General features: G+C 49.5%; 11 protein-coding genes and 1 pseudogene. 9 read left to right on the plus strand and 3 right to left on the minus strand.

Features of this window, described 5'->3' with window-relative positions; genetic code table 11:
- From F459_RS24145 to F459_RS0112085, 4 genes and pseudogenes are all read left to right on the plus strand, one after another.
- Nucleotides 1-274, plus strand: a pseudogene (locus F459_RS24145) (hypothetical protein); the annotation flags it as partial.
- A gap of 276 nt (nucleotides 275-550) precedes the next feature.
- Nucleotides 551-1,768: an ABC transporter substrate-binding protein gene (locus F459_RS0112075; RefSeq protein ID WP_020612983.1), complete on the plus strand. Its 1,218-nt coding sequence runs from the start codon at nucleotides 551-553 to the stop codon at nucleotides 1,766-1,768.
- Nucleotides 1,765-2,469, plus strand: a complete 705-nt coding sequence (locus F459_RS0112080; RefSeq protein WP_020612984.1) for a GTP-binding protein — start codon at nucleotides 1,765-1,767, stop codon at nucleotides 2,467-2,469. Before F459_RS0112075 ends, F459_RS0112080 begins: the two co-directional genes overlap by 4 nt.
- A complete protein-coding gene (locus F459_RS0112085) occupies nucleotides 2,470-3,513 on the plus strand; it encodes an ATP-binding cassette domain-containing protein (RefSeq protein ID WP_020612985.1) in 1,044 nt (347 codons plus the stop codon).
- An 11-nt stretch (nucleotides 3,514-3,524) separates the two neighbouring features.
- On the opposite strand, the gene F459_RS0112090 is transcribed toward F459_RS0112085, so the two are convergent.
- Both F459_RS0112090 and F459_RS0112095 read right to left on the minus strand, forming a co-directional pair.
- Nucleotides 3,525-3,974, minus strand: a complete 450-nt coding sequence (locus F459_RS0112090; protein WP_020612986.1) for a GyrI-like domain-containing protein — start codon at nucleotides 3,972-3,974, stop codon at nucleotides 3,525-3,527.
- 71 nt (nucleotides 3,975-4,045) lie between these two features.
- Nucleotides 4,046-4,987, minus strand: a complete 942-nt coding sequence (locus F459_RS0112095) for a helix-turn-helix transcriptional regulator (protein WP_020612987.1) — start codon at nucleotides 4,985-4,987, stop codon at nucleotides 4,046-4,048.
- Between the two features lie 83 nt (nucleotides 4,988-5,070).
- On the opposite strand from F459_RS0112095, the gene F459_RS0112100 reads away from it, so the two are divergent.
- The 3 genes from F459_RS0112100 to F459_RS0112110 are packed head-to-tail and all read left to right on the plus strand — an operon-like array spanning nucleotide 5,071 to nucleotide 7,232.
- Complete coding sequence (locus tag F459_RS0112100; protein WP_020612988.1) at nucleotides 5,071-5,643, plus strand: DUF2179 domain-containing protein; 573 nt, start codon at nucleotides 5,071-5,073, stop codon at nucleotides 5,641-5,643.
- A 10-nt stretch (nucleotides 5,644-5,653) separates the two neighbouring features.
- Nucleotides 5,654-6,115 carry a GNAT family N-acetyltransferase gene (locus F459_RS0112105; protein ID WP_020612989.1) on the plus strand — a complete coding sequence of 154 codons (462 nt, stop codon included), beginning with the start codon at nucleotides 5,654-5,656 and terminating at the stop codon, nucleotides 6,113-6,115.
- 1 nt (nucleotide 6,116) lies between these two features.
- A complete protein-coding gene (locus F459_RS0112110) occupies nucleotides 6,117-7,232 on the plus strand; it encodes a M20 family metallopeptidase (protein WP_245540164.1) in 1,116 nt (371 codons plus the stop codon).
- Here the strand turns inward: F459_RS0112110 and F459_RS0112115 are convergent.
- On the minus strand, nucleotides 7,229-9,706 hold the full coding sequence (locus tag F459_RS0112115) for a beta-mannosidase (RefSeq protein WP_020612991.1): 2,478 nt from the start codon (nucleotides 9,704-9,706) through the stop codon (nucleotides 7,229-7,231). The two genes, F459_RS0112110 and F459_RS0112115, sit on opposite strands and share 4 nt — an antisense overlap.
- A gap of 186 nt (nucleotides 9,707-9,892) precedes the next feature.
- Between F459_RS0112115 and F459_RS0112120 the strand changes: the two genes are divergently transcribed.
- Both F459_RS0112120 and F459_RS0112125 read left to right on the plus strand, forming a co-directional pair.
- Nucleotides 9,893-11,059 carry an ROK family transcriptional regulator gene (locus F459_RS0112120; protein WP_245540165.1) on the plus strand — a complete coding sequence of 389 codons (1,167 nt, stop codon included), beginning with the start codon at nucleotides 9,893-9,895 and terminating at the stop codon, nucleotides 11,057-11,059.
- A gap of 118 nt (nucleotides 11,060-11,177) precedes the next feature.
- On the plus strand, nucleotides 11,178-12,470 hold the full coding sequence (locus tag F459_RS0112125) for an ABC transporter substrate-binding protein (protein ID WP_026295015.1): 1,293 nt from the start codon (nucleotides 11,178-11,180) through the stop codon (nucleotides 12,468-12,470).
- Nucleotides 12,471-12,527: the final 57 nt, after the last annotated feature.

Raw genomic sequence — 12,527 nt, forward strand, 5'->3', positions numbered from 1 at the left:
TTTCATCGACTGGTATAATTATCACCATCTGCATTCAGCGCTCGGATACATCACCCCCAATGAGAAAAGAACCGGCAAGGATTCCGAGCTGTTCAAGCGGAGAAACGCCACGATGGAAGCTGCTCGAAACTCTCATGCTGAACGATGGGGAAAGCGATCCGTCAGGAAGTGGACGCCATCTAATGTGGTGGTTCTGAATCCTGGTAAAAACTATGAAGGACAATCCTCTACCGAAGGTAAAAAATCTTCACAAAATATTTCAAAGAGCGCGTAATCTATGTTGACATAAAGCGCTCGTTACCGGATACCCTTTTTGCTTTGCCCACTCCAACATGACCCCCGGCGTTTCAAAAGAAACATGCTGTAAATAATGTATCCGCATTTCTCTGTCCTTATTCCTATGGTAACTTCTATTCTAAGCAGCAGTGGAATAAAGAGTTATAACATTTTGTCACCAATATTCCTAACACTATGTACCATGTGTTACATATCTTTTAACCATAAAAGCCTACCTTTTCCTGCGAGGACATAACGCCACAGGAGATACGCAATGAGCAATATAGATACCCGTCACTCTCTTTACGACATTACCAAACGCTATCCCGAGACGATTACAACCTTTGTACAACATGGTTTCGACGGCATGGATGACCGGCTTCAGCGGGAGGGCTATGGTCGCCTCGTAACCCTTGAGCAGGCGCTTACCATGAAAAGAATCGATGCTGAAACCTTTATCGGACTTCTCGAACAGCGTATCGAAGAAAACGGGACAAGACATGAGAGTGGGAATACCCTTAGCGTTACGGGCTTGTTACCCTGTCCCGTCCGTATGCCCCTTCTCGAGACGTTCGATGCATTTTGCAGTCGATACCAAAACGAACATGGTGTTGCGGTGGCCGCCGACCTTCGAGCAGCAAGCATGGGAACGCAATGGATCGACGAGCATCTGCAGCCGGGGATGAGCAAGGAGAATCTTCCCGATCTCTTTCTTTCCGCAGGATTCAGTCTCTTTTTCGACCGTGCTCGTATCGGAGGCTTTCGCGACCAAGGACTCTTTTCCGACCTTTCAGAGTGGAATGAGGAGCATCCACTGTCTCGTACTGTCGGGTTTAGGGATCCCAAAGGAATCTATTCTCTCCTCGCACTTGTTCCCGCTGTTTTTCTCATCAAAGAGGAAGAGCTCGGCGGCCGTCGGGCCCCTGAAACCTGGGAACAGTTGCTTGATCCCCTTTACACTGATTCGGTCTCTCTTCCTGTGGGAGACTTCGACCTCTTCCATGCCATCCTGCTGACCCTTGCCAGGGTTTATGGAGACACCGCCGTGAATGCTCTTTCTCTGGTGATGCTTGATGCGATGCATCCCTCCCAGATGGTGAAAAGCGATCGCGCGTCGGGTAAGCATCCTGCCGTTACCGTTATGCCTTATTTCTTTTCGAAAATGGTCCGACCCGGTAGTACAATGAAACTCATCTGGCCGGCTGATGGAGCAATTATCAGTCCCATTTTTATGCTGGCAAAGCGCTCGAAAAAGAGGCTCCTCCGCCCCTTGGCCCATTTTTTTGCATCTCGGAGCACCGGTGAAATCTTCAGCCGCCAGGGGCTTTTCCCCTCATTACATCCCGAGGTGACAAACAGGCTCCCGGATCCGGCCCCCATGATGTGGCTGGGCTGGGACTATATCAATACTCATGATCTTTCCCTGGAAATAGAACGTTTTGAGACGAGTTTTTTTGCTGCTCAATCCTTAAAGGTCGGGAGGATAGGATGAAACTGATAACCGTTTCTGGGCCCCCTTCTTCGGGTAAGACCTCGGTGATTTTGAAGACAATAGAGAGTCTTCATGTAAAAAAACGTTCTGTGGCGGTCGCGAAGTTCGATTGTCTTAGCACCGATGACGACAAACGCTATGCTGCCGCAAAAATCCCTGTACAAAAAGGGCTTTCCGGAGGTCTGTGCCCAGACCACTACTTTGTCAGCAATATAGAAGAGGTATGCCGCTGGGGAGATGATGGAGGTTTCGACTTGCTTATCACTGAGTCCGCCGGCCTTTGTAATCGCTGCTCTCCTTATTTCAAAGAGGTTCTGGCCGTATGCGTGGTCGATAATTTGAGTGGCATCGGCACCCCAAAAAAGATTGGTCCTCTACTCAAACATGCGGATATCGTGGTGATTACCAAGGGGGATATTGTCTCGCAGGCGGAACGCGAGGTCTTTGCCTCCAGGGTCGGGGTCGTTAATCCATCGGCCTTGGTCCTGCATATCAATGGTCTTACGGGCCAGGGAGCCTTTGAGCTTGCTTCTCTTATCCTCGACAACGCCCGGCCATTACCATCGGTACAGGAAATGCACTTGCGTTTTCCCATGCCTTCGGCCCTCTGCTCCTATTGTCTCGGGGAGACCAGGGTAGGGGAGGCGTTTCAGCTTGGGAATGTAAGGAAGATCGTAATAAAGGACAAAAAGGAGGGATAGATGAATACATCTCTTATGCATAACTCGCCGATCTTTCGAGAGCTTCAGGACTCACCCCTCGCGGTCATATTGAAACGCTACCCATTTGCCGCCGAACATCTGGAATCGCTTGGGTTTTCTTTTGATTTTTCCTCGGTCTTGACACTGGAGCAGGAGCTGCGTTGTATCGACTCCCTTGAGCGGGATGAGCGGGGGCTTTGTATCGAGGAAGTCCTAAAAAAGACCGCACTTTTTATCGAACAGATGTTGAATTTCCTTGGTTTACAACGGGAAACGCGACTTGAAACGGTAAGCCTTTACCCCGGCTTCGACAAGAATGGGAATCCTGAGGGCTTTGATGTCCTTACCTTCCGTCCAAGTGAACTCATCTCGATTGTCGGGCCCACCGGGTCGGGAAAAAGTAGACTTCTTGCCGATATTGAGTGGATGGCCCAGGGGGATACTCCGAGCGGACGAAGGGTGATGATAAACGATAGGGAGCCGGACCGAAGATTCCGTTTTTCCGCAGGTGAAAAACTGGTTGCCCAGCTTTCCCAGAATATGAACTTCGTAATGGACCTTTCAGTTGGCGAGTTCTTGCGCATTCATGCCGAGAGCCGTTTTGTGGAAAGACAGCAACAGCATGTTGAGGCAGTCGTCCTAAAGGCAAATGAGCTTGCAGGAGAGCCTTTTTCACCGGAGATTGCCGTCACCTCACTTTCGGGGGGCCAGTCACGGGCTCTTATGATTGCCGATACTGCAATGTTGAGTGGTTCGCCGATTGTTCTGATAGATGAGATAGAAAATGCCGGGATAGATCGGAGAAAGGCCCTTGATCTTTTGCTCTCGAAGGAAAAGATTGTTCTCATGGCAACCCATGATCCTCTTCTTGCTCTCACGGCTGACCGCCGACTTGTGATAGGGAACGGCGGAATTCGGGAGATCATCGGGACCTCCAGTGAGGAACGGGCGATTCTAAGAAGGCTTGAAGCTCTCGACCGCAGCCTTCAGCGATTGCGGGGAGAGCTTCGCAGGGGGAAAAGGATTAGCAGATTCGAAATGTAACCCTCGTTTTGCTACCCTTCGAGAGGGAAAAATATTTCTGTTTTCAACGCTTCGGGGGCAACCGTTTCTGGGTCATTAAGGTAGCTTTCCCACATCCACGGCAAAACCTTGCAGCCTTTCTTTGAGGTGAATCTCTGGAGATGATCGTAGGTTTCTCCCATGGTTGAATAGGGGCCGGTGTGGATGGTGCTTGCGACTTTGATCGCAGGGATGGTTCCCGCCTGTATCCTTCCGTGTGCTTTTTCCTTCTTGAGAGTCGGAAAACCCGCTTCGATATCAAGCGCCTCCATATCCATGTTGTGATAGATGGTAAAGGGAACTCCGGCAAAGGAAATGTTGTTTGCCTCCATATAGCTTGCAACCTCCTTGTAGATAAGGCCCAGGGCATTCGGTAATTCCTTCACCGATGTTGTCAGACGCACCGCCAAGATATTCTGTTCCTTCAGATCCTTGATTTCCATAGACACGCTCCTTGTTATATTGTTCTCATCCCAAGGATGCCACAGGATATACGACAACTGATTGTCGTACTTTAGGTCTCTGAATACAAATTTTTTATGGCATCAGCACTTCGGGCGATACGATTTCTGATATGAGAGGGGGCAAGGACCTCGACAAAGGGACCGAAGGAGAGTATGTAGCCGTAGACCCAGCCATCTTCGGGCATGGTTGTTTTTACTTCCAGCCCGCCTCCTGGAAGGGACTTACAATCCCTTTCCGGATAGTAGTCGGCGACAAGAGGGGCCATCTCGTGTGAAAATCGGAGCACCAGTTCAACATTTCGTTCCGTACCGCCGCCCCTGCTTTCCTCCAGAAAATCGGCATAACGTTTTTCTCTTCTACGGAATCGCTGTTCCTCTATTCTGGCATCTTTTATTTTTGTAATGCTGAAAAGCCTGTAGTCGTTTCTCAGCCTGCAGTATGCGTAGAGATACCAGGAGCGCCATCTGAACGCGATAGTCATGGGTTCTACACATCTTTTGATCGTTTCGAGTTTATTACTTGTGTAAACAAAGGTGAGTAACCGTTCCGTTTCCACTGCCTTTTTTATGATTCTGAAGGTATCTCGTTTTCGCGGATCGCCGCCGAGCATGCTGAAATCGATAGAAAGTTTTTCATTTCGCTCGGAGAAAAAATCAAATTCTCTTTTTGCAACCATGCTTCGTACCTTTTCAAGGGTACCTTGTATACTGGAATCGCAAAGGGTTTCGGCGATCCTTTCGAGGGCCGTGACAATATGGTAGAGATCCTCGGCATTCATCAGCTGACGATCCATCTTGTAGGCATCCATGATGCCGTAACCGCCTTTCGGGCCTTGGATTGCATAGAGAGGGATGCCTGCCAGCTCAATGGTTTCCATATCCCTCTGGATGGTCCTTCTGGAAACATTGAAGCGATCTGCAAGTTTGCTGGTGCTCACTACATCGTGGCCAAGCAGAAAGATGATGATGGAAAGTAGCCGGTCGGTTTTCACTGGTTGTGATTATATCCTAAAATAGAGGCGTCGTGAAACGAAAGAGTTGACCCACGCCTTTGCCCTCATCATAATGAGCTTATATGAGCTTTATACCTGAACCAATCTTTTCCTGGGTTGTGCTTCCTTTTCTCATTTTTTTTGCGCGAATTGCGGATGTTACCATCGGCACTATGCGCATCGTTTTTGTTGCCCGGGGACAGAAGCTTATTGCCCCGCTGCTCGGTTTCTTTGAGGTGCTGATATGGCTTATCGCCCTTACAAAGATTATGGAGAACATGGGCAATCCTGTTACGTACTTTGCCTACGGAGCAGGTTTTGCCATGGGGAATTTTATCGGGATCACCCTTGAGGCGCGCCTTGCCTTTGGCATGTGCGTCATTCGGACCATAACACGCCAGGATGCCCATGATGTGGTGGAAAAGTTACGTGACGAGGGCTATGGGGTTACGGTCATTGATGCCAATGGGAATTTCGGTAAGGTATCCGTTTTTTACAGTGTGGTCAAACGTTCCCACATCGACCACTTCGTCGGTATTATCAAAAGTTACAATCCGAAAGCTTTTTATACCATTGAGGATGTCCGCGTTGTCAACGAAGGATTCTATCCGAAGCGAAGCGGTTTCCGGCGTAGGCCGCTTCGAAAAGGGAAATAGGGGAGGACCCGTGAATAAAGGTGCCGAATATGAGGTGAGACAGGCGGGAATCGATGATCTCGCTTCTATTTTTCATCTCGGAGAAAAGGTTTTTACATCGCATGGTTACTCAAATTTGTACCGGACCTGGGATGAATATGAAGTGACCACATTTTTTAACCAGGAATCAGAGAATGTACTTGTTGCTGAAGACGATGGTAAGGTCGTCGGATTTGCAATGGGGACCACGATCGAGAAGGCCCGGTCGGCCTGGAGCTACGGGCACCTCGTTTGGCTGGGCGTGGAACCGGATTATGCCCGATCGGGACTGGGAAGCATGCTCTTCGATCGGTTTAAGCGATTAATGAAAAAACAGGGTGTGAGAATGCTTATGGTAGATACACAGGCGGATAATAAACCAGCCATCTCTTTTTTCAGAAAAAAGGGGTTTGAAAATCCGACGCGCCATGTTTACCTCACCATGCAACTTTAAGGTGGATGCATTGAACGGCGGTCTTGTGAATCGGGACAGGCTCTACGCTCTTCTCCGTGATATGGTGGATATCTATTCGCCATCGGGAAAAGAGGAACACCTTGCCAGATTCCTTGTCGACTATTGTGTGAAGCAGGGAATACCTGTAACCCTTAGGCATGTGGACGAATCCCGCTTTAATCTCGAAATTTCGGCGGAGGGTGCCACTCCCGAGTTGCTTTTCCTCGGGCATATCGATACCGTTCCCGCTTTCGATATAGAAGAGTATTCATTTTTCGAGGAAAACGGACTTTGCAGGGGCTTGGGAACGGCAGACATGAAAGGAGGCTGTGCGGCCTTGATTGAGGCCTTTGTTACAGCCTTTGAAGGAGGATTCCTCCCTTCGAATCTTCTGCTTTCTCTTGTCGTCGGGGAGGAGGAGAGTGGCGACGGAACGGAAGCTCTCCTCGATGCATACCAATTTCGAGGGGCCCTCGTTGCAGAACCTACCGGACTTGTCCCCTGCACAAGTCATTACGGTTACCTGGAGACGATCATAACCATCTTCGGGTATCGCCGCCATGCGGCCATGTCTGATCGTGAATCCCACGCGATCAGAACCATGCTCAGTCTACTTCTGAGCCTAGAAACGTTCATCGAAGCCTCGCAGAGCGATACAGTTTTGAATATCCGGGATCTGCATAGTTCGGAATCGGGTTTTGCCTCTCCCGACCGCTGTTCCGCTACTCTTGATCTCCATATTGTTCCGGGCACCGATGCCGCACGCTATGCCCGGGAGCTTGACCGCTTTCTTAGCGATCAGCTTTCCTCCTTCTCGATAAGCGACTACCAGCTGAGCATGCCCTTCGTTGCCGACGGCTATGTTATGGCCGAGAGCGATCCATTATCTCTTCTTTTGAAAGATGTGTTTGATTCTCTATCTTTGCCCTGGATGCCGGGTTCCTTTCGTAGCCATTCTGACGCTAATCTGCTTAGAGACGCAGGATGCCCGCCGATTATCTTAGGGCCGGGTACTCTCTCCGAGGCACACACCATGAACGAGTTTGTCGAATTCGATCAGGTATACAGGGCGGCCGACCTGTATACCCGTATACTGCACGCGTTGAAACGAGCTTAGCGCCCTCCATAATCATCACCAAGCGTTGTAATCCGAAGGTCACAAAGGGAAAAATCCTTTGGAAGCCGCTCTTTCGAGAGGATGATTCGTTTTTCTTCTCCTTTCATCAGATGAAAGCAGTTATCGGAAAACCTTCCCTTCCAGCCGGGAAGCTCCAGGACGACGTAAAACGCAGGCAGATCGCTCGACAGTATGATGCTCTGATTTTCCCCGTTCTCTTCTTCAAGACGTACCTCGATATTGGGTTTCTTCAGAGCACAACGTTTGGGTGCAAGGGGGAGGAGGATGGTTTCAAGCGGGTCCCCTTTGTTCGCTTCTGTTTCCCTGTATGTCTGGAATCTTGCTTTCAGAAAACTCTCCCCTTTTATCCATTGCTCATGGTTCCTTACCATTGCTTCAAGGGTAGTTGCGGATCTGGCTTCGATACAGGATTCGACTCGAATGGTTTCAATAAGATTCCCGGCAAAATCGACAAACGAAATTTCGAGGCTTCCTGAAAGTGCTTGTTCGGTGTCGTTGATTCCCTTTATGGTGATCTTCCCATCCTCTTCCCGGTAGCTGATGAGGGCCGTCGGCGCAAAAAAGCGTTTTGCCGCATAATGGAGCGGTTTCCACCTTCCTCCGTATTCGATGGATGACCATGATATGGCCGGCCAGGTGTCGTTAAGCTGCCAGTAGAGGGCACCCATGCAGATCGGACGCATACCGCGCCAATACTCCACAGCACTTGATATAGCCATGACCTGTTGGACCTGGCTGAGGTAGACAATACGTTCGAACCCCTCGGGAAACCTGAAGTACCGGGCAATGGTTGATATGATGATGCTGTTTCCTCGATCGTTCCGTTGCCGGTGTTCAAGAACCGGCGAGGTGAGATTTAACTGATCGCTATCACAAAAGCTCTCGATCAGAGAGAGGGAAGGAAACGACTGGAAACCAAACTCGGAGCAGAAACGGGGGACCACCTCTCGGTATGCCTCGAACGGTTTACCTTCATGCCAAACGCTCCAATAGTGCATGTCGCCCTTGCTGTCGTCATGCCAGCAATCGGAATAATCCCCTTCTCCGGCCGATGGAGAAGAGGGCCACCATGTGCGCTGGGGATCGATTCTTTTGACTGCTTTTCCTATAACCCCTTCGTTGAGTCTGTCGTAGTCGATAATGTATCGATCACGGTTAGCCTTTGAAACATCGAACCAAGTCAGGGCTCCCACATCCTCATTGTTCCCACACCAAAGCACAAGAGAGGGATGGTCTTTCAGACGTTTGATCTGGTATTCAACCTCGCTCCTTACATTTTCCAGAAACTCCGGTTGGGAAGGGTAGAGGGCACAGGCGAACATGAAGTCCTGCCAGACCATGATTCCTTTTTGATCGCAGAGCTGGTAAAAATAATCGCTTTCATATTCGCCGCCACCCCAGACCCTGATCATATTCATGTTTGCCGCCGCTGCCGAATCGAGAAGTTCCGCTGTCCTCTCGTTGTCGTAACGTCCGGGGAGGGAATCGACGGGAATCCAGCTGGCTCCCTTGCAAAAGATATCGACTCCGTTTACCCGAAAGCGCATGGGAATGCCTCGTTCGTCCGGATCGGTAATCACCTCCACGCTTCTAAAGCCTATGAACTTTTCCACCTCATCGTTGTCCGTGGTCACTTTCAAGGAATAGCGTGCTTGTTTCCCATAACCGGCAGGCCACCACAGCTCGGGGTTTTTAACGCGTATCGTTCTTTTGACGGTTGAACTTCCCCTTTGCACCAGGAGCTTTTCCCGCAGGCTGGCACCTGCACAGCTGATATCCAGCGCCACGGTACCTTCCGATGGTGCATAGAGTTCGGTCACAACTTCAAGCTCCCAAGCCTCTTTTTTTCGGAGCATATTCGTGTGTACGGTCTCGATCCTTTCGAAGGTGCTGGCCTTGACGGTAACAGGGGCATAGATCCCGCTGACCATGAGGCAAGGGCCCCAATCCCATCCTGCATGACACTGGGCCTTGCGGATGAGATTTCTGCCCATAGCCTGGACAGGGTATATCATGTGAGGGACGGGATAGGGGAGTTTCTCGGCCGCCTCGGCAGCACGTTTTATCGGAGCATCGAAGAGGAAGGTAATTCGGTTTTTTCCCTCACAAGCCGCTGCCGAGAGGTCGAAACGATATCGTTTGAACATATTATCGCAACAACCGACCTCAACCTCATTGACAAGGACTCGCGCAAAGGTATCTATCCGTTCGATATCCAGAAACAGCTGTGATGCATCGAGAAGGGCCTGTTCCAGTTGAAAGGAGCCCTCCAGGCTCCACGGCTTTTCACCTATCCATTGAAGCTGTGTCTCATTCTGTCCGTAAAAGGGATCGGGAATTCTCCCCGCTTCAAAGAGTGCCGTTATATTATCACCCGGAACGGAGGCCTCTACCAAGGTATCGGCGGTATCACTTTTCCAGGTCCAATGGTCGACTATTATGCGTTGTTTCATGGTATATCCTTGGTTAGATTAAAAATCAACTAACGCCATTATTGTAGCGTGCTTTGTTTAAAGATGACAAGAAAAAACGGGGATAATTTCGAGTTCTTAACGAAAAAGCTTGACAGTTTGGATAAGCAATGGGAGAATTGTGTTAGTTGGATGTAAAATCAACCAACCTACAGGAAACATATGTTGATGAAGCGAACAAAAATGATCAACCGATCACGGATTATGCGCGAGATCTGGATCAATCGTGAGACCAGCCGTGTGGAAATTGCCCGTTCCCTTGGCCTTGATAAGTCCACCATCTCTCACGCGGTAAACGAACTCATTGAAAAGGGTGTTATCATAGAGTCCTCGGAGGGATCTTCAGGGCCTCAAGGTGGTAGAAGACCTGTACATATAAAATTGAATAGAGAGTATGGAGCAGTTTTGGGGGTTGAATTCCGCCCCGATTCTTATACGGCTGTAGCGGTGGATCTTGAAGGTGATATTATTTATTCACGATTTGAACGGATCGCTATTGCCGGCGAGAAATTTACGTCTGTAGTGATCGAGATTCTTCATATGCTCATTGATGAGCTGGAACGAAAAGAGGTCAACCTTCTGGGCATCGGTGTGGGGCTCTCTGGTGTTGTAAATGCCCAAAACGGGACTATTCGTTATTCCGAACCCTTTGGGATCGTCAGCACCTTTGATTTCTTCACCAATATTGCCTCTCTCTTTGATATTCCTCTATTTGTTGATAACGATGCAAATGCTTGTGTCTGGGGTGAGCTTGCCTTTCATCGAAGGAAAGATCTGAAAGATTTCATCTTCCTTCTATTAGAGTTTCGGGAGCCTGGAACCAACGAAGACCGGGATTGTACGAAAATCGGAAAAATAGGTGTAGGTATAGGCATTGTTATCAATGGCAATGTTCACTATGGACACCAGTACGCTGCAGGTGAGTTCCGCAGCCTTTTTCGTACTGAGAATTCTGTCGGTCAATTTTCATTAACCAGTGATGAACATCGTCGTATTTTTGATGATGATGCGGTTATGAATAAGTTTTTGCATGAGCTTGGCGCACATGTCGGCTTGCTTGTGAATGTTTTTAATATGAGTCATATCATTCTCGGGGGAGCCTTTGACGAATTGGGGCCTCGGGTCAAGGACATTTTTGAGCAGGAGATCAAGAAATCCTGGCCTTATCCGTACACCCCCGACATCAAAAAATCGATTTGGTACTCATCCTTTGCCGATAGGGCAGTGGCCTACGGCGCTGCGGGGATGGTCCTCAACACCCTTTTCAGTGACCTGGAGGTAATGGAGGGAACCAGTTTGATGCTGAATCTCAGGGAGGGTTTGGTCGTGTTTTAGCAGTGTGTGGATAGTCGATTCTCTTGCGGATGAACGTGCAGTACTAAAGGCTTTTGACCATAAAATCAGTCTGCTTTCTTAAGAAAAGGGGCAGACAAAAAGTAAGGAGAGTAAGGGTATGAAAAGAGTGTGTCTGATTGTAATGTTTTCCCTCCTATGTGTCTCGTTTTTGATTGCGGGCGGGAATCAGGAAGCAGAGAGCGGTGCCGCTGAAGGGCAGATTGTGATTAAGACAATGGCTTACGGCAACAACTCGAACCCTGAAGGGGTAAACTGGGTTCGTATCGTAAAGGCCTTTGAGGAGCAGAATCCCGGCATCAAGATCGATTATGAGCTGTTGTACGATGAGGCGTACCATCAGAAGGTTGTCGCCCGGCTTGCCTCCGGTGATATTCCCGATCTTGCCTACATGGGTGCGGATGCCCGTTGGGGAGCCCCCTGGAAAGAGGCCGGACAACAATTCGATCATCGCGACTACATTGACAGTGATTTTTATGATCTCGGTTTGATTCCTCCCATGGGACCAAAGGGTGAAGTCTTCGAAATTCCCCTTGGAACCAGCAACATTACCACGGTTCTCTATATGAACGAAAAGTTGGTTGCATCCCTTGGTTTTTCCGCTCCCCAAACCTACGAGGATATTGTTGCCATGGTTCCTGCAGCTAAAAAGGCCGGTTTGGATGTGATCAGCATCGATGGTGCCGACGGCTGGGCCTGGAATTCATGCCTGATGTCTATGGTTGCCGCCCGACTCTCGGGAAATCCACGCTGGGTATCCGAAGCGGTCCAGGGCAAACATCGGTTTAACGACCCGATATTTGTCGATTCCCTTGCCTTTATCACCAGGATGATCGATGACGGAGTCCTTTCTTCCAAATCGGTACTGGTAGACTATGGTGCCAATGTATCTAAGTTTAGCAATGAACAAGCCCTTTTCATGATTCAGGGCCAGTGGGTCGCAGGAGAAATTCCGCCCGAGGTTGCCGATCATACAAAGCTGCTTGCCTGGCCCAAGCTCCCCGGTGAAAAGTCTGAAACTGCCGGTTCTGTAGCGGCGGCGATTCAGGTTGGTTACGGGCTGACGAAACAGGGCGGAAGTGACCCTGCCGTTCGTGAGGCTGCCCTCAAGTTCCTGCGTTACTTCTACAGCGTCGAAGAGTCGACCCAGCGTCTGCGTGACGGCTTAATTGTCGCTCCAATTCTGAAGAACTATCAGGTTCCCGAAGATCTACCTTCGATCATGAAAAGCAAGGTTGCCCTTGCTCAGACCGCAATGAATACCGATGTCATCGACGCCTACGTAAGCGGTAATGCACTTGAGGCCCTGAATTCCGGTATGCAGCAGATTGCAAGCGGGTCGGCCACTGCTGAAGAGATAGCAGCAAAGGTCGAATCACTTATCCAGCGCTAAGAGGATCTTACCTGTTAGAGGAGGGGAGGAGACTCCCCTCCCTGTTCTTCGAGGAGT

Origin of the sequence: Sediminispirochaeta bajacaliforniensis DSM 16054 (assembly GCF_000378205.1) — a bacterium.
GTDB lineage: Bacteria > Spirochaetota > Spirochaetia > DSM-16054 > Sediminispirochaetaceae > Sediminispirochaeta > Sediminispirochaeta bajacaliforniensis.